Source organism: Nocardiopsis coralli, assembly GCF_014892575.1.
Classification (GTDB): domain Bacteria; phylum Actinomycetota; class Actinomycetes; order Streptosporangiales; family Streptosporangiaceae; genus Nocardiopsis; species Nocardiopsis coralli.
Genome location: NZ_JADBGI010000004.1, coordinates 282,880 through 301,615 on the forward strand (window position 1 = coordinate 282,880; position 18,736 = coordinate 301,615).

An 18,736-nucleotide genomic window follows, 5' to 3' on the forward strand; every position below is an offset into this window, starting at 1 on the left:
GAGAAGGGTTTTCCCGAGTTGGCCGAATCCGGTCGCGAGTGGTGGTCGATTCCCTGGTGGCCTGCGCAAACGCGGTTGTGACCGGCGGGTTAAGGGCGTGTGTCGGCGTGAGTGCGCCGAGAACCGCGGACGGGTTGCGGATGGGTCACGAATCCGGCATTGGGGCTATACAGACATTTCGCTGAATGGTGTTGTATGCGACTAATCGCCTAAGTTCGGCGGGGTGTGCGAAGAGTGCCCTCGCCGCGAGCACGGCTCGTTTCACGGATCAAGGGTGTCTCCAATGCACAAACGCAGGAAAACGCTGGCGCTGGCCGCGGCCGCGACGTCGGCCGTGCTGGTCGCGAGCGGCTGCTCCGGTGAGGGCGGCGACGACAGCGGGCCCGCCGAGGTCACCTGGGTGATCAACAGCCTCCCGGGCGCCTGGCAGAGCATCAGCCTGGCCGGCGGCAGTGTCTACAACGTCCAGATGCTGTCCGGGACCATCCCCTTCACGGGTCAGTGGAACCCCGAGGGCGAGTACGAGTTCAACATGGACGTGCTCGCCGAGGAACCCGAACTCCTCAACGACGACCCCGACGAGGGACCGTTCGAATGGCAGTTCACCTTCAACGAGGACGCCGTGTGGAGCGACGGCACCCCGATGAGCGGTGAGGACCTGCGCGTCACCTGGATGATGGCGGCCACCCCGGGCGAGGAGCACTGCAACGGGTGCGACAGCCGAGGGGGCATGAGCGAGGACAAGATCGAGGAGATCGAGACCGACGGCCAGACCGCCACCGTCCGGCTGAAGGAGGGCCTCGCCGACCCCGAGTGGGAGAGCACCTTCGACGCCCACAGCACCTCCGGCGGTTTCCTGCCCGCGCACCTGGCCGAGGAGAACGGCTGGGACATCGACGACCCGGACGAGCTCGGCGAGTACTACGAGTGGCTGCACTCCACCATGCCCGAGTGGTCCGGCGGCCCCTTCCAGATCGTGGAGGGCGACCTCGAGAACGAGGTCATCAAGGAGCCCAACCCCGAGTGGTGGGGTGACGAGCCCGGCCTGGACCGCATCACGATGCAGTTCAACGACGACGAGGGCACCTTCTACAACGCCTTCGTCAACGGCGAGATCGACGGCGGCAGCCCGGCCGACTACAACGAGGACGTCTTCACCCAGTTGGAGGACGTCGACAACGCCGTCACCGACATCGGCGAGGGCGAGACCTGGGAGCACATCGACTTCAACATGGGGGTCGAGGAGTTCGACGACGTCGAACTGCGCCGGGCGATCTTCACCGCGATCGACCGCGACGACATCGCCAACCGCAACTTCGGCGCCGGTTACCCCGAGTACGAGCTGAAGAACAACCACATGTTCGCCAGTGACAACGAGTACTTCGTCGACCACTACGAGGGCGAGACCCAGGGCACCGGCGACATCGAGGAGGCCCAGAACATCCTCGAGGAGGCCGGGTACGAGCTCGAGGGCGACCAGCTCACCCTCGACGGCGAGGACATCGGCCCGTTCCGCCTGCGCAGCACCGACACCGACGTGCGCAACACGTCGGTCCAGCTGATCCAGAACCAGCTCGCCGAGATCGGCATCACCGCCAACATCGAGATGACCGACGACCTCGGCGCCATGACCTCCGAGGCCGACTACGACATCATCCAGTACGGCTGGTCCGGCTCCCCCTGGTTCGCCACCAACCCCGAGCAGTACTGGCACTCCGGCAGCGGCAGCAACTACGGCAACTACGAGAACGAAGAGGTCGACGAGCTGACCGAGGAGGTCACCAACGCCACCGACCTCGACGACGCCGCCGACCTGGCCAACCAGGCCATGGAGGTCCTCGTCCCGGACGCCTACGTGATGCCGATCATGGCGGAGCCGAACTACTTCTTCGCCAACGACCGGCTGGAGAACGTGCACGACAACCTGAACTCCAGCTACCGCGCCACGTACAACATCGGTGAGTGGACCCTGGCCGGCCAGTAGGCCCCCGGTCCGCAGGTTCCACACGGCCCGGCCCAGGAACACCCCCGCCTGGGCCGGGCCGGTCCTCGTCACCCCGAAGGATCACACCCATGCTCGTTTACACGGTGCGGCGGATCCTGGGCGCGATACCCGTCCTCGTCCTCGCATCCCTTCTCACGTTCGTGATGATCGACGTCTCCGGAGACCCCCTCGCCGAGCTGCGGATGCAGACCCCGGCCCCGACGGAGGAGGTCATCCAGCAGGAGAGCGAACGTCTCTACCTCGACCGGTCGATGCCTGAGCGCTACTGGCTCTGGATCACCGGCGTCGGCGGCAACGGCGACATCGGACTGCTGCAGGGGGAGTTCGGACCCTCGACCCAGGGCCAGCAGTACGAGATCGGCCCCGCCATCGCCGAACGGCTCTGGACCACCCTGCGCCTGGTCGGCATCGCGATGATGCTCGCGCTGGGCCTGGCGATCATCGCCGGCTGCGTCAGCGCCATGCGGCAGTACTCCAAGCTCGACTACACCCTGACCTTCATCGGCTTCCTCTGCCTGGCCATGCCGACCTTCTGGCTCGCCGGCATCGTCCAGGCCTCCGGCGTGGAGCTCAACCAGCTCGTCGGCGGACAGGTCTTCAACACCATCGGCGACGGGCGCTACAACGCCGAGGGCCAACCACTCTGGGACCAGTTCGCCAACGCGTTCGCCCACATGGCCCTGCCGACCCTCGTGCTCATGCTGACCAGCTTCGCCCAATGGAGCCGGTACCAGCGCACGTCGATGCTGGAGGTCCTCAACAGCGACTACGTGCGGCTGGCCCGGGCCAAGGGGCTGCGCAACAAGACGGTGATCCGCCGCCACGCGCTGCGGACGGCGCTGATCCCGCTGACCACGGTATTCGCGCTCGGTGTCGCCGGCATCATCGATGGCGCGATCCTCACCGAGACGGTCTTCCAGTGGCGCGGTCTCGGCGACTTCTTCATCACCGCCGTGGAGAACAACGACTCCTACGCGCTGATGGGATGGCTGCTGCTGAGCGGCGTCCTGGTCATCCTGGCCAACCTCATCGCCGACCTCCTGTACGGCGTGCTCGACCCGAGGATCCGCTATGAGTGACAACGGCACGCCCATCACCTCGCCCGGCACGGCCGCGCAGCGGTCGGCGGCCGACCGCACCCAGCTCCAGACGATCGTGATCCGGTTCGTCCGGCACCGCCCCGCGATGATCAGCCTGTTCCTGCTGGTGGTCATCGCCGGGTTCGCGTTCCTCGGACCGCTGTTCTGGAAGTGGGACCACACGGTCTCCTCGGACATCCTCAGCAACCAGCCGCCCGGTGGTGACCACCCGCTCGGCACGTCCTCGGCCGGCCACGACGTGCTCGGCCAGCTCATGCGCGGCGCCCAGCAGACCCTCAAGGTCGCGCTGACCGTCTCGCTGTCGGCCACCGCGTTCGGGTCCCTGTGGGGCGCCACCGCCGGCTACTTCGGCGGGCGGACCGACGCGATCATGATGCGGATCGTGGACGTGTTCCTCATCGTCCCGCCGCTCGTCGCGGTCGCAGCGCTGTCGGGCAACACCAGTGGCGGCACGACCTGGGCCACGATCGCGGTCATCATCGCCCTCTTCTCGTGGGCACAGATCGCCCGTGTGGTGCGCGGCGTCGTGCTGTCCCTGAGGGAGCAGGAGTTCGTCGAGGCGGCCAAGGCCTCCGGCGCGTCCGCTCCGTGGATCATCATCCGCCACCTGCTGCCCAACGCGGCGGGCCCGATCATCGTCGCCGCGACGCTGCTCGTGGCGATCGCGATCCTCATGGAGGCGGGGCTGTCCTTCCTCCAGTTCGGGATCCAGCTGCCCGACATCTCGCTCGGCCAGATGATCGGCGAGGCCCGCACGGCGGTCTCCACCCGGCCGTGGACCTTCTACCCGCCGGGTGTGCTGCTGGTGCTGATCTGCCTGACGATCAACTTCATCGGCGACGGCCTGCGGGACGCGCTCGATCCGAAACAGACCAGGGTGCGGCGATGACGACAGAGAACACCATCACCACGGACACGGCGCTCGAGGTCGACGCGCTCAGTGTCACCTTCCCCTCCGACGACGGGCCCCTGCCCGCGGTCCGCGAGGTCTCCTACACCCTGCGCCGGGGCGAGGCCCTGGGCATCGTGGGGGAGTCCGGGTCGGGCAAGTCGGTGACCTCGATGGCGGTCATGGGCCTGCTGCCCAAGAACGCGAAGGTCGAGGGCTCGGTCCGGCTCATGGGCGAGGAGATCCTCGGCCTGCCCGACAAGGCCATCAGCGAGGTGCGCGGGCAGAAGATCGCGATGATCTTCCAGGACCCGCTGACCTCCCTCAACCCCGTCTACACGATCGGGTACCAGATCGCCGAGGCGGTGCTGGCGCACAACGCCGTCGGCAAGCAGAAGGCGTGGGAACGCTCGCGCGAGCTGCTCGAGATCGTCGGCATCCCCTCGCCGGACCAGCGGCTGCGCCAGTACCCGCACGAGCTCTCCGGCGGTATGCGCCAGCGTGTGGTGATCGCGATCGCGATGGCCAACGACCCGGACGTCATCATCGCCGACGAGCCCACCACCGCGCTGGACGTGACCGTCCAGGCGCAGGTGCTGGAGGCGCTGCAGTCCGCCCGCCGGGAGACCGGCGCGGCTCTGGTGCTCATCACCCACGACCTGGGTGTGGTCGCCGGGCAGGTCGAACGGGTCGCCGTCATGTACGGCGGGCGCATCGTGGAGTCCGGGCCGGTCGAGGAGGTCTTCTACCGGCCGCGCATGCCCTACGCGCTCGGCCTCCTCGGGTCGCTGCCCCGGTTGGACGAGGCACGCGCCGAGCGCCTCACCCCCATCCTGGGCACACCGCCCTCGCTCGTGGCCATGCCGCAGGGGTGCACGTTCGCGCCCCGCTGCCCCATGGCCCGGGAACAGTGCCACACCGAGGAGCCGGTGCTGCTGCGCACCCTCGACAACGGCGACCGGGTCCCCGCGCAGCCGGGGGACGCCGACGCCCACGTCGCGGCCTGCCACTTCAGCGACGAGCTGCGCGCCGACACCCGGCCCGAGGACCTCTTCCGGGCCACGGCCGTGGACACCGAGGGCGTGGAGTCGGTCGAGGAGCTCGACGAGGCGGAGGCATCGGTCGCCGGGGCCGCCGAGGGGTTCGGGAGCGCCGGCGAGGGCCCCGAACCGGAGCCCGAGGGCGAGCCCGAGGTGCTGCTGCGCGCCGAGGACCTGGTGAAGAACTTCCCGATCCGGTCCAAGGGCCTGCTCAAGCGCAAGGTCGGCGACGTCCAGGCGGTCTCCGGGGTCTCCCTGGAACTGCGCGAACGCGAGACCCTCGCGCTGGTGGGGGAGTCGGGGTGCGGCAAGTCCACGACCGCGCGGCTGCTGCTCAACCTCGTGCGGTTGACGTCGGGCGGCGTGAGCTACATGGGCAAACCGCTGCAGGGGCTGACCGACAAGCAGATGCGGCCGCTCCGCCGCGACCTGCAGATCGTGTTCCAGGACCCGTTCGCGTCGCTGGACCCGAGGATGACGGTGGCCGACATCATCGCCGAGCCGATGCTGATCCACCGCACCCGCAACGGGGACGCGAAGAAGCGGGTCAAGGAGCTGCTGGAACTGGTCGGGCTCAACCCCGAGCACGGGTCCCGGTACCCGCACGAGTTCTCCGGCGGTCAGCGCCAGCGCATCGGGGTGGCCCGGGCGCTCTCGCTCAACCCGAAGGTGCTGGTGCTGGACGAGCCGGTCTCGGCCCTGGACGTGTCGATCCAGGCGGGCGTGATCAACCTGCTGGAGGACCTCCAGGAGGAGCTGGGGCTGTCGTACCTGTTCGTCTCGCACGACCTGTCGGTGGTCAAGCACATCGCCGACCGGGTGGCGGTGATGTACCTCGGCAAGATCGTGGAGACCGCCACGACCGAGCAGCTGTTCGAGGCGCCCGCGCACCCGTACACGCAGGCGCTGATCTCGGCGATCCCGCTCCCGGACCCGGTCAAGGAGCGCACGCGCGAGCGCATCGTGGTGACCGGCGACGTCCCGAGCCCGGCCGACCCGCCGTCGGGGTGCCGGTTCCGGACGCGGTGCCCGAAGTTCGCGAACGAGCTGTCGGAGGCCGAGCGGAGCAAGTGCGTCGACCAGGTTCCCGAGCTGCGGGAACGCGGGTCGGGGCACCGCGACGCCTGCCACTACTCGGAGGTGGTCGAGCTCCTCTGAACAGAGGGTGACCGGAACCGGGCGACTTCCCATTGGGTTCGATACGGGGACATACCGGCGCGCAAGCATGGCGCACGCCCGGTTCCGGGGGTACCTTCGTGGCTTCGTTGGTGACCGGTAGGAGACACATGAATCACGTTCCGTCACCGGACCGCACTCGTCGCGGCCCGTCCCGCACCGTCCGTCCCCGACGTGAGCGCACGTGGTTGGCCGCGGCGGCCGTCGCCGCCGTCCCCCTGGTGCCGCTGGCCCCGGTCGGAGCGCCCGCGGCCCACGCCGACGTGGCCCCCGGCGCCGGCTCCGAGGAGCTCGTCGAACGCATCGAGGAGGCGCTCGACGACCCCGCCCTGGAGGGCGCGACCTCCGGGGTGCTCGTCGAGGACCCCGAGACCGGCGAGGTCCTCTACGGGGACGAGACCGGCGCCCAGTTGATGCCCGCCTCCAACATGAAGATGTTCACCGCCGCCGCGGCCCTGGAGGCCCTCGGCCCCGACCACACCTTCGAGACCCGGGTGGTGGCCGAGAACGCCGACGGGGCCCCGTCCTCGGTCGAGGACCTCCACCTGGTCGGCGGCGGCGACCCCACGCTGTCCGCCGACGACATCGACACCCTCGCGGCCGAGGTGGCCGACGCCGGTGTCGAGGTCGTCGAGGGCGACCTGCTCGCCGACGACAGCCGCTTCGACGGGGAGCGCCTGGTCGACGACTGGTGGGAGGAGGACGAACCCTTCGCCTACGGGGCGCAGATCTCCGCGCTGACCGTCGCCCACGGGGACCGCTTCGACACCGGTGTCACCGAGGTCGCCGTCGAACCCGCCGGCGAGGGCGAGGCCGTCACCGTCGACCTCGGTGCCGCCGACGGTTACGCCGAGCTCGACAACAGCGCCGAGACCGGTGCCCCCGGCAGTGAGGACACCCTGCAGATCGACCGGCCCACCGGCACGAACACCATCGAGGTCACGGGCTCCCTGCCCGCGGACGCCGGCGCGGTCGAGGAACTGCGCACCGTCGACGAGCCGGCGGGACTGGCCGGGCACCTGTTCGCCGGGGCGCTGGAGGAGCACGGTGTCGAGGTGCAGGGCGACCTCCAGTACGGGCAGCTGCCCGGCGAGTGGGACGACCCGCTCGACCTGGCCGGGCACACCTCGCCCGAGCTGGCCGAGATCCTCGTGCCGTTCATGAAGTTCAGCAACAACGCCCACGCCGAGATGCTCGTCAAGGAGATGGGTCAGGAGGCCGCGGGCGAGGGCAGCTGGGAGACCGGGCTCGCCGAGCTCGAGTCGACCCTCGAGGGGATCGGCGTGGACACCGCGCAGCTCGAACTGAACGACGGTTCCGGGCTCTCCCGCAGCAACCTCGTCACCGCCTCGACCGTGAGCGACCTGCTGGTTCAGGCCCGCGGCGCCGAGTGGTCCGAGGACTTCCGCACGTCACTGCCGGTGGCAGGGGAGTCCGACCCGTTCGTGGGTGGGACGCTGTCCGAGCGCATGACCGACAGCGCCGCCGAAGGTGTGCTGACCGCCAAGACCGGGACGCTGTCCGGGGTGAGCGCGCTGTCCGGGTACGTGCCCGCGCCCGACGGCGGCGAGCTCGTCTTCAGCGTGGTCAACAACGGCCACGAGGGCGCGGCCCCCACCCACGTGCAGGACGCGATCGGCATCGCGGTGGCCGAGCACCTGGGCCACGGGGCCGGATCCGGCGCGGCACCGCTGCGCGCCGGGGAGTCCTCCGGCGGTGAGGTCGAGTGCTCCTGGTCGGGCACCTGCTGACCGCACGCCCGCGCTGACGCGGGACCGACACGGTCGGGCCCCGGTTCACCGGAAACCCTCCGGTGAACCGGGGCCCGACGTGTGTCCGGGGCGGTGCCGGGTCGGTGATCCGAGCGGTTGTCCACAGGTGGGAAAACCCGGATGTCGCTCCGTGGAAGAGGCTGGCAGTCTGGACATGGAGGAGACACCGACCCCTCGCGCGCCGGGCCAGGCACTGACCCGCCGGACCCCGGTCGGCCCTCCGGATCACCCCCTCCTGCGCCCCTGACCGGGGCGCGACACCACCCGGAAGGCACGTATGGCTCTGCCCGACATCGGCGCGTGGATCGGCCAGCTCCTGTCCGTCCTCGTCTTCCTCCCGATCCTGCTCCTGCTGGGGTTCCTGGCCAGCCGCATGATGGGCGTGCCCTTCAGCGTGCCGCGCCTGGTCTTCTCCGGCGCCGTCGGCATGCTCCTGGGCAGCGTGCTCTCGGTGGTGCTCTACTACGGCTCGTTCGAGGTGGCCAACCAGCGGGGCGACACCTACGAACCCGCGTTCGTGGCTGTGGTGTATGTGGTGATGGCGGCCCTGGCGATGCTCGCCTTCGTGGCCACCGAGCTGGTCGTACCGCGCGGCACCCGGGTGCGGCCGGTGGCGATGGCGCTGGAGGTCAAGGACTGGGCCGGCCGGGTGCGCCGCTACCGCACCATCACGTGGATCCTCGCCCGGCACGGCCTGTGGGGTTACGTCGGCGGGCGCCGTGACGGAGGGGAGGACGCCTCCACCCAGCGCCGCCTCGCACGGTCGCTGGCGCGCTCCTTCGAGGAGGCCGGGGTCGTCTTCGTCAAGCTCGGCCAGGTGCTGGCCACCCGCCGGGACCTGCTGCCGCCGGTCTTCGTCGAGGAGCTCGGCCGGCTGCACAACGAGGTCGCGCCCGTGCCCTTCGACGCGGTGCGCACCCGCGTCGAGGACGAGCTCGGCCGCCCCCTCGACGACCTCTTCGCCGAGTTCGACCCGGTCCCGCTGGCCGCCGCCTCCATCGGGCAGGCGCACGCCGCACGCCTGCACACCGGCGAGCAGGTCGTGGTGAAGGTGCAGCGCCCCGGCATCGCGCCCGTCGTCGAACGCGACCTCGACATCATCGGCCGGCTCGCACGGCGCTTCCACGAGCACACCGACTGGGGCCCGGCGATCGGGGTGGTGGACCTGGCCGACGGGTTCGCCGAGGCGCTGCGCGAGGAGCTCGACTTCGAGGTCGAGGCCGCCAACATCGCCGCCATGGCGGAGGCCTCCGCGGGCTCGCCCGTGCGCATCCCCGGGGTGCACGAGGCCTGGACGAGCCGCCGCGTGCTCGTCATGGAGCGGTTCCACGGCACACCCATCGGCTCGGTCGACCCGGCGCGCATGAACGGCGACCGCATCGCACACGAGCTCCTGGAGTGCCTGCTCGACCAGGTGCTGATCAAGGGGATCTTCCACGCCGACCCGCACCCGGGCAACATCTTCCTGCTCGACACCGGCGAGGTGGGCCTGCTCGACCACGGGTCGGTGGGGCGCCTGGACGGGCACACCCGCGAGGCGCTGCAGCTGATGATGCTGGCCATCGACCGTGCGGACGCCGTGCTGCTCACCGACACGCTCCTGGACGTGGCCACCGACGCCGACGGGGTGGACTCCGAACGGTTGCGGCGTGCGCTGGGGCAGTTCATGGTGCGCTATCTCAACACGGGCACGGCCGCGCACGCGCGCATGTTCACCGAGCTGCTGCTCATCGTCACGCGCTTCGGGCTGGCGCTGCCGGGCGAGCTGGCGGCGGTCTTCCGGGCGCTGGCGACGGTGGAGGGCACGCTGGTGCGCCTGTCGCCGGGCTTCGACGCGGTCTCGGAGGCCAAGCGTTTCGTGAGCGCGCGGGTGGCCGAGCGGGTCAACCCCAAGGACCTGCGGGACATGGCGCTGGGGGAGGTCGTGGCGATGCTGCCGACCCTGCGCCGGCTCCCGCGCCGTATCGACCGCATCACCGATCAGCTGCACCGGGGCCGGTTCACCGTGCAGGTGCGCCCCTTCGCCCACCCCGACGACCGGCGCATGATGCGGGACATGGTGACGCGGGTGGTGCTCATGGTGCTGACGGTGGTCACGGGGCTCATGTCGGTGGGCCTGTTCATCGCTACCGACGGGTCCCGGACCACGTGGGCGGAGATGTCGATCCAGGCTCAGGTGTTGGACGCTGGTGCGTGGGTGCTGTTGGGAACGGCGGCGCTGATGATGCTGCGCCTGTTGGTCGGGGTGGCGCGTGACAACACCGACCGAAGACGCTGAGCCTCACGGGGCACAGCGGCGCGGCGTCGTCCCCAGCCTGTGGACAACTTCTCGCCCGGAGCTGGGACGTTCCCGGGTGCGCGGGCCGTTGCCAAGAGCGCAAGATCGCACAAACCAGGCGCGTCGTCCCTGGTTAGCCTGGGTTCGGTCGGCGAGCCGAAGCGCCGCCGCGACGGACACCGCGAGGAGATCATGCGCTCGACCGACCATGCCGCGACGGTCGACCACGTCGAACGTTTCCTGCACACCGACCTGCGTCTGGACCGCATCGCCGCGGCGGTGGGGTACTCACCGCACCACCTGCACCGTTCCTTCCGGGGCACGTTCGGGCTGACCCTGCACACCTACATCCGGCGCCGGCGCCTCACCGAGGCCGCGCTGGCACTGGCCACGACCTCCGAACCGGTCCTCGACATCGCCATGGATCACGGCTTCGGCTCCCAGCAGTCGTTCACGGCCGCGTTCTCGGCCGTTTACGGGGCGCCTCCGGCCACGTGGAGGCGCACGCGGCGGTACTACCCGCTCCTGCTGCCCTACCGGTTCGAGGCGGCGGACTGGGAGCTCAGCGGTACCGACCGGTTCGAGATCACCGGACGGGCCGCCGTCGAGGAACTCCTGTCGCTGTCGCTGTCGGCGGTCGACATGCTTCCGGCGCTGGAGGCCGACCGGCACGCCGAGGCGCTGGCGCGGTGCGCGGAGACCCACCGGGCCATGGTGGCGCACCGCGGGGGAAGGCCGGCCGCGGCGCTGCTCGTCGACCCCGAGAGTGGCCACATCGACTACCTCGCCGCGCATCCGCTGGCGCGCGGAGCCATGGTGGTGTCGGCTCTGCTGGGTGAGGCCCGCTCGCTCCACCCGCGGCTGTCGGTGACGACCTTCCGGGAGGGTGACCGAGCCGATCTCGGGCACCGGCGGACCTTGCTGGGGATGGCGTTCCGCCCGGCTCCGCTGGAGGTGGAGTTCGGATACCCGACGCAGCGACTCGACTCACACCCTCAACCTACCGTCCGTTAGGTAGTCTGAGGGTGCACTCCACCACGACCATCAGGAGCACCGCCATGACCGGGGAACCATCGGACGTACAGACCGAAGAACGCGAGCACCTCGCCGCGACCCTCGACCGCCTCGAGGCCAAGATCGCGGCGCTCACCGAGACGCTCGGATCCCACGACACCGACTACCGCGGCCTCAAGGCCTACATGGCCGAGAACCGGGGCGAGCTCGACCCCGCGGAGATGTACCAGAACGAGCTGATCCTCAACGGCATCGACGCCCGGGGTGCCCACGCCATGCGTGCGCGCGAGCGGTTGGAGACCATGCGCGGCTCGCCCTACTTCGCGCGCCTCGACTTCACGCCGGACACCGCCGCCGGGGCGGAGGCGCACTACATCGGCCGCCAGGGCCTGCAGGACGCCGAGGGAACCGCGGTCGTGGACTGGCGCACCCCGCTCGGCGGCATGTTCTACGAGTCCGAACCCGGACCGGCCGCCTACGAGGCGCCCTCCGGCGAGATCGGCGGGCGGATCGAACGCAAGCGCCAGATCAAGGTCGAGGGCGGCAAGCTCCGGTTCGCCGTCGACACCGCCGAGGCGATCCGCGACGAGATCCTGCTGGAGGAGATCGGGCGCACCAGCGACGCCCACATGCGCTCGATCATCTCCACGATCCAGCGCGACCAGAACGCCATCATCCGCAACGAGTCGGACAGCACCCTGCTGATCCAGGGGGTCGCGGGCTCCGGGAAAACCTCGATCGCCCTGCACCGCATCGCCTACCTGCTGTTCCGGCTGCGTGGGCGGCTGCAGGCGCACAACATCGCGATCGTCTCGCCCAACGGCCTCTTCGCCGAGTACGTCTCCGAGGTGCTGCCGGAACTGGGCGAGGAACCCGTCGTCTCCCTCGACCTCGAGAGCATCGCCCGCACCCGGCTGGCCGAGCACCGCATGGACTTCACCGCCCCCGTCGACCCGGTCGAACCCGGGGACGGGGCCGAACACGAGCGCGCCCGCGCCAAGGCGACCCTGGCCTTCCACCAGTGGCTGGAGCGGGCGGTGACCGAGGCGGTGGAGGACAGCTTCGTCGCCCGTGACCTGCGGGTGCGCACGTTCCGGGTGGACGCCGAGGACCTGCGCACCCGGTTCGCCGCCCTGTCGCACGTCCCGCTCAGGGCCCGGCTGCGCTCCATGGCCGAGCACCTGTGCGCCGCCGCCCGCCTCGAGGACCCCTCCGCCGCGTTCCCGCCCAAACCCGGGGAGGTGAACAAGGAGCTCACCGCGATGCTCAAGGTCAAGACCGCGCGGGCGTTGTACCGGGATCTGTACCGGCGCCCCGACGCCCCGGCCGCGTTCCGGGCTCCGTCCGCGAAGACCTTGGAGTGGGGGGACGTCTACCCGTTCCTGTTCGTGGCCGCACGCTTCCACGGGAGCACGCCGGACCAGGAGATCCAGCACCTGGTGATCGACGAGATGCAGGACCACTCGCCGACCCAGTACGCGGTGCTCCAGCAGCTGTACCGGTGCAACATGACCGTGCTCGGCGACGTCGCCCAGGCGTTGGGCAACACCGAGGACTACACCCCGGGTTCGCTCGGCGGGCTCTTCCGCGACGCCCGGGTCATGGAGCTGACCCGCAGCTACCGGTCCACGGCCGAGATCATGCGGTTCGCCTGCGGGATCCGGGGCGACGAGGTCACCACGATCGACCGCCACGGCGACGAACCCGAAGTGCTGGGCTTCGGCACCGGGGCGTCCGAGGCCGGGTGGCTCGCCGAGGAGATCGCCCGCTTCCGCGCGGCCGGCGGCGGACGGCTCGCGATCATCACCCGCTCGCACGCCCAGGCGCGGGCGCTCCACGGCGAGTTGGCGGAGAAGGTCGAGGGCCTCACCCTGGCGAGCGCCGATTCACGCGGGATCCTCGGCCACGACGTCACGGTCCTGCCCGTGGGCCTGGCCAAGGGGCTGGAGTTCGACGAGGTCGTCGTCGCCCGCGCCTCCGCCGAGGAGTACGCGGCCGACGCCGACCGGTCGCTGCTCTACATCGCCTGCACCCGCGCGCTGCACCGGCTCACGGTGACCCACCCGGGCCGCCCGAGCCCGCACCTGCCCGTCTGATCGCGGCCGAGAGCCGGACCCGCGCGGTGGGCGTGTGCGGGGGCGTGGCACACGCCCGCCACGGGGCCGTCAGGAGCCCAGGTAGGCGACCCACCCGCCGTGGGCGGTGATGTCGGGGGCGCCCTCGGCGGCGGAGGCCTCGCACCCGAAACCGACGACGGTGGAGCCGTCCGCCAGGGTGACCGCGCCCAGCGACATGGGGGCGGGCAGCTCCGCGAGGAAGCTCCCCAGCGCGGCGGGGGACAGGCGCCACACCTCGCACGCCAGCCGGCGTCCGTCCTCGGTCACCCGCTGCAGTCCGGGCTTGGGCGGGGTCGTGGGCAGCGCGACCATCCGGTAGTCGGCGCTGGTCTCCGTCGCGCGCAGGAACCGGGCTCCGCGTCCGGTGAGCTGGTGGCCGAGCGGCTGCCCGCGCAGGTGCGCGCCGAAGACCGCGAGCTCCACACCGGGCGCGAGCAGGCCGGGGCCGGGTTCCCCGCCGGTGAGGACGGCGGCGAGGTCCAGCCCGACCTGGTCCTCGAAGGCGCGGGTGACCACGCTGACCCCGAACTCGAGCCCGTCCGCCTGCCCCGCGGGCACGGCGACCGCCGCCATGTCCAGCAGGTTCACGAAGTTGGTGTACGTGCCCAGGCGCGAGTTGGCGACCACGGGGTCGGCGTCGACCTCCGCGCGGGTCGGGTGCCCGACGGTGGTGGGCAGAAGCAGCGCGTCGCAGCCGTGCAACAACCGCTCGGCGACCACCCGGTACTCGGCGAGGCGGGCCTGGTCGACGGCGAGTGCGGCGGCGGGGATCCCCTCCGCGTCCAGCACGATCCCCGCGACGGTCGGGTCGGTGCCGGGTGCGTCCCGGTGTTTGTCGAGGAACGCGCCGACGGCGGCATGGCGTTCGGCGACGAGGGCACCGTCGTAGAGCAGCCGCGCCGCCTCCAGCAGGGGCGCGATGTCCACCTCGGTGACGATCGCCCCGGAACGTGCGAGGTTGTCCACAGCCCTGTGGAAAAGTTCGCGCTCCGAATCGCTCAGCGGGGCCAGCCCGTCGGCGCCGGGGACCGCCACCTGCGCGGGCACACTCGGGGCCAGCCGCAGGTCCGAGGGCGCCTCGCGGCTCGACGGGTCACCCGGTTCGGGCCCGGCCATCACCGCCATGGCGCGTTCCCCGGTCGCCAGGTCGGGCGCGAAGACCGTCACGCAGTCGTAGGGCCGGGCGGCGGGCACCACCCCGTCGGTCGGGACCAGGCCCAGCGTCGGCTTGAGCCCTACGATGCCGTGCAGCGCCGCCGGAACCCGCCCCGACCCCGCGGTGTCCGTGCCCAGGGCGATGTCGGCCACGCCCAGCGCCACCGCGACCGCCGAACCGGAGCTCGACCCGCCCGAGACCCGCTCGGGCCGGAACGCGTGGCGCACCTGCCCGTACGGGCTGCGCGTGCCCACGAGCCCGGTCGCGAACTGGTCGAGGTTGGTCTTGCCGAGCACGAGCGCCCCGGCCTCCACCAGGCGCCGCACCGCGGGCGCGCTCTCCTGCGGGGTGTACACGAAGTCGGGGTGCCCGGCGGTCGTGGGGAGCCCGGCCACGTCGATGTTGTCCTTGACCGCCACGAGCGTCCCGGCCAGCGGCAGGTCCTCCCCGGCCCGCCCCTCCAGCTGCTCGGCGAGGGCGACCACGTCCTCCTCCGGGCGCAGGTGGATCCAGACCTCGGGCCGGTCGGCCTCGCGCAGGCGGCTGTAGGCGGCGCGGACCCGTTCCACGGGGGCGTGCATCAGGCGTCCTCTTCTCGGGTCAGGACGGCCACGGCGCCGCCCGGGTCCAGCTGCTGTCCGGGTTCGACGAGCACCTCGGAGACCGTGCCCGCGGAGGGTGCGCGCACGACCACCTCCAGCTTCATCGCCTCCAGACGGGCGATCGGGTCGCCCTCGGCCACGGTCGTACCCGGCTCGACCTCCACGGTCCACACCGAGGCCGACAGCGACGACTCCACGAGGGTGGCGCCCTCGGGAAGGTCGAGGGAGGCGGGCATCACCGGTTCCGGTTCCGGCTTGTCGTCGAACTCGCCGGCGGCCTCCCACCGCTTGCGCTCCTCCTCGAACGCGGCGGCCTGACGGTCGCGGAACGCCGAGATCGAGGCGGCGTTCTCCTGCAGGAAGCGCTCGTGGTCGGCGAGCACGAACTCGCCCTCGGTGACCTCCAGCTCGTGCCGGCCCGCGAGCAGGTCGGCGCGGATGTCCATGAGCTCGTCCGGCTCGACCGGGTACCAGGTGAGCTGGTCGAAGAAGCGCAGCAGCCACGGGGTTCCGGGTTCGAACGCCCCGTACTGGCGCAGCCCCGCCCAGATCGGCACGCTCCGGCCGATGAGCTGGTACCCGCCCGGGCTCTCCATCCCGTACACGCACAGGTAGGCGCCGCCGATGCCCACGCCCGCCTCCGGCGTCCAGGTGCGGGCCGGGCTGTACTTGGTGGTGACCAGGCGGTGGCGCGGGTCCAGGGGTGTGGCGGCCGGCGCGCCCAGGTAGACGTCGCCCAGGCCCAGCACCAGGTAGGACGCGTCGAAGACGGTCCGGCGCACGTCGTCGACGTGGTCGAGGCCGTTGATGCGCCGGATGAACTCGATGTTGTCCGGGTTCCAGGGGGCGTCGTCGCGTACCCCCGCCTCGTACCGTGCGATCGCCTCGTGGATCGACGGGTCGTCGTAGGACATCGGGAGCCGCAGGGTCCGGCTCGGCACCCGCAGTTCGGAGGTGGGCGGGAGCTCCCGTTCGATCTCCTGCAGCACCCCGAGCAGCCGGCGCAGCGGCAGGACCCCGGGATCGGTGTGCAGGTGCAGCGACCGCACACCCGGGGTGGTGTCGACGATCCCGGCGGGCGCGTTGCGGTCCAGCGCCTGCATGAGGGCGTGGACCCGCATACGCAGCCCCAGGTCGAGCACCATCGGCCCGTACTCGACCATGAGGTTGTCGTGCCCGCTGCGCCGGTAGGTCACCTCGGGCGTGCCCGGGCCGGCCGGGATGCGGGCCAGGACCCCGTCGTCGCCGTCCGCGCCGCTGCCGCGCACCAGGGGCGCCGCGGTCGACTCGGTGTGCAGGCGTTCGGCGGCCCGTTCGGTGACGGGGTGGAACCGCACGGTGTCGCCGGGGCGCAGCTGCGCGATCTTCCACCGCGCGCCGGTGACGACGGTGACCGGGCAGACGAACCCGCCCAGGCTCGGGCCGTCCGGGCCGAGCAGCACGGGGGTGTCGCCGGACAGGTTGACCGCGCCCACCGAGTACGCGGTGTCGTGCACGTTGGAGGGGTGGAGCCCGGCCTGGCCGCCGTCGGAACGCGCCCACCCCTGCTTCGGCCCGGACAGGCGCACACCGTTGCGGGCCGACTGCGGGTGGACCTTCCACTCCGCGGCGTAGAAGTCGGCCAGCCCCTCACGCGTGAGGAACTCGGGTGCGGCGTGCGGGCCCTCGGAGACCTCGATGTCCCAGTGCACGCCCGTCGCACCCTCGACCGGATCCGGGAACGCGGGACGGTCGCCCTCGGGCACCGGGGCGGGCGCGGCGTCGGGGACACGGCCGGGGCGCAGCACGTCGCCCGGCAGCAGGGCCCTGCCCGCGTGGCCGCCGTACTCACCCGCGGTGAACGTGGACGCACTGCCCAGGTAGGACGGTACGTCGATGCCGCCGCGCACCAGCACGTACGTGCGCATGCCCGGTCCGCGCGCGGGCCCCACGTCGAGCAGGGCGCCCGCCGGGATCTCGACCGGTTCCCACTGGGCGACCGGCGACCCGTCGACCGCCACTCGGGCGGGCGCTCCGGTCACGCACACCGTCGTCGGGTGGGAGAACCGCAGGGACGGGCCGTCGATGGTGCACTCCAGGCCCGCGGTGCCCTCCGGGTTTCCGAGCGCGGTGTTGCCCAGGCGCAGCGCCTGGTCGTCCATCGCGCCCGACGGGGGAACGCCGACCTGCCAGTACCCGGTGCGGCCGGGGAAGTCCTGCACGGTGGTGAGGGTCCCCGCGCGCTCCACCTCGATGCGGGGCTCCGGGTCGCCCACCCCGGCGCACGTGGCGGTCGTGTGCTCGACCGCGTGCACGTCGTCGTGGTCGGCGAGCGCGCGCAGCAGACCGAGGTTGGTCTGCACCCCGTCGACGCGGGTCTCCTCCAGGGCCCGGCCCAGGCGCTCCACCGCGGCGGAGCGGTCCTCGGCCCCGACGACGATCTTGGCGAGCATCGGGTCGTAGTCGCTGGTCACCCGCTGCCCGGTCTCGACCCAGCCGTCCACGCGCGCCCACTCGGGCGTCTCCACCCGGGTGAGCGGACCGGAACTGGGACGGAAGCCGTGCGCGGGGTCCTCGGCGTAGACCCGGGCCTCGAAGGCGTGCCCGATCAGGGGCGGGCCGTGGTCGGGGACCCCGGTGAGCACGTCCTCGCCGCGCGCCAGCCGCAGCATCCACGCGACCAGGTCGACCCCGGTGATCTCCTCGGTGACGGGGTGCTCCACCTGCAGCCGGGTGTTGACCTCCAGGAACGAGGCCTCGCCGCGGTCCACGTCGTAGACGAACTCGACCGTGCCCGCGCTCCGGTAGGACACACCGGCCAGGAGCGAGCGGGCCGTGCGGTGCAGTTCCTCGCGCACGTGCTGCGGCAGGCCGGGGGCGGGCGCCTCCTCCACGACCTTCTGGTTGCGGCGCTGGAGTGTGCAGTCGCGGTCGCCGAGGCTGACCACCCGCCCGGCACCGTCGCCGAAGACCTGCACCTCGATGTGGCGGGCGCGCGTCACGAAGCGCTCCACGAACACCCCGCCCCCGCCGAAGTGGGTCTCGGCCATGCGGCTGACCCGCGCGAACGCCTCGCGCAGGGCGGCCTCGTCGGCGCACGGGCTCAACCCGATCCCGCCGCCCCCGGAGGTCGACTTGAGGATCACCGGGTACCCGATGCGGTCGGCGGCGGCCACCGCGGCGTCGGCGTCGGGCAGGGTCTCGCTGCCCGGGACCATGGGGAGCCCCGCGGCGGAGGCGGCCTTGCGTGCGGTGTGCTTGTCGCCGAACTCCTCCAGGTGGTGGGGGCCGGGGCCGACGAAGACCATGCCGGCGGCCTCGACGGCGTGCGCGAACTCCGCGCTCTCCGACAGGAACCCGTAACCCGGGTGGACGGCGCCCGCACCGGTGCGCTCGGCCGCCAGCAGCAGGCGTTCGATGTCGAGGTAGCTCTCGGCGGCGGGCGCGGGGCCCAGCCGGACCGCCTCGTCGGCCATACGGGTGTGGGGCGCACCGGCGTCGGCGTCGGAGTACACGGCGACGGTGCGCAGGCCGAGGTCGCGGGCGGAACGGATGATGCGGCAGGCGATCTCGCCGCGGTTGGCGACGAGGACGGTGTCGAACACGGG

General features: G+C 71.6%; 10 protein-coding genes. 8 read left to right on the forward strand and 2 right to left on the reverse strand.

The features are described from left to right. Positions 1-283 precede the first annotated feature (283 nt). The 8 genes from IDM40_RS06345 (at position 284) to IDM40_RS06380 (ending at position 13,370) form a co-directional block, all read left to right on the forward strand. Complete coding sequence (locus IDM40_RS06345) at positions 284-1,984, forward strand: ABC transporter family substrate-binding protein (protein ID WP_193120956.1); 1,701 nt, start codon at positions 284-286, stop codon at positions 1,982-1,984. Between the two features lie 89 nt (positions 1,985-2,073). Beyond that, positions 2,074-3,084, forward strand: a complete 1,011-nt coding sequence (locus tag IDM40_RS06350) for an ABC transporter permease (RefSeq protein ID WP_193120957.1) — start codon at positions 2,074-2,076, stop codon at positions 3,082-3,084. Further along, positions 3,077-3,994, forward strand: coding sequence for an ABC transporter permease (locus IDM40_RS06355; protein ID WP_193120958.1), 918 nt, complete (start codon positions 3,077-3,079; stop codon positions 3,992-3,994). Before IDM40_RS06350 ends, IDM40_RS06355 begins: the two co-directional genes overlap by 8 nt. Further along, positions 3,991-6,192, forward strand: coding sequence for an ABC transporter ATP-binding protein (locus tag IDM40_RS06360; protein ID WP_193120959.1), 2,202 nt, complete (start codon positions 3,991-3,993; stop codon positions 6,190-6,192). Before IDM40_RS06355 ends, IDM40_RS06360 begins: the two co-directional genes overlap by 4 nt. A gap of 128 nt (positions 6,193-6,320) precedes the next feature. Further along, positions 6,321-7,961, forward strand: coding sequence for a D-alanyl-D-alanine carboxypeptidase/D-alanyl-D-alanine endopeptidase (dacB, locus tag IDM40_RS06365; RefSeq protein ID WP_193120960.1), 1,641 nt, complete (start codon positions 6,321-6,323; stop codon positions 7,959-7,961). Between the two features lie 298 nt (positions 7,962-8,259). Next, positions 8,260-10,260, forward strand: a complete 2,001-nt coding sequence (locus IDM40_RS06370; RefSeq protein ID WP_193120961.1) for an ABC1 kinase family protein — start codon at positions 8,260-8,262, stop codon at positions 10,258-10,260. A 192-nt stretch (positions 10,261-10,452) separates the two neighbouring features. Next, positions 10,453-11,274 (forward strand): helix-turn-helix transcriptional regulator, encoded by an 822-nt coding sequence (locus IDM40_RS06375; RefSeq protein ID WP_193120962.1) that lies wholly within the window; start codon positions 10,453-10,455, stop codon positions 11,272-11,274. Between the two features lie 44 nt (positions 11,275-11,318). After that, entirely contained in the window at positions 11,319-13,370 is a 2,052-nt protein-coding gene (locus IDM40_RS06380) for a HelD family protein (RefSeq protein WP_193120963.1), read from the forward strand. A gap of 69 nt (positions 13,371-13,439) precedes the next feature. Here IDM40_RS06380 and atzF read toward each other — a convergent pair whose 3' ends face one another. Both atzF and uca read right to left on the reverse strand, forming a co-directional pair. After that, positions 13,440-15,128 (reverse strand): allophanate hydrolase, encoded by a 1,689-nt coding sequence (gene atzF / locus IDM40_RS06385; RefSeq protein ID WP_193120964.1) that lies wholly within the window; start codon positions 15,126-15,128, stop codon positions 13,440-13,442. Further along, positions 15,128-18,733: an urea carboxylase gene (uca, locus tag IDM40_RS06390; RefSeq protein ID WP_193120965.1), complete on the reverse strand. Its 3,606-nt coding sequence runs from the start codon at positions 18,731-18,733 to the stop codon at positions 15,128-15,130. Before uca ends, atzF begins: the two co-directional genes overlap by 1 nt. Between the last annotated feature and the right edge of the window lie 3 nt (positions 18,734-18,736).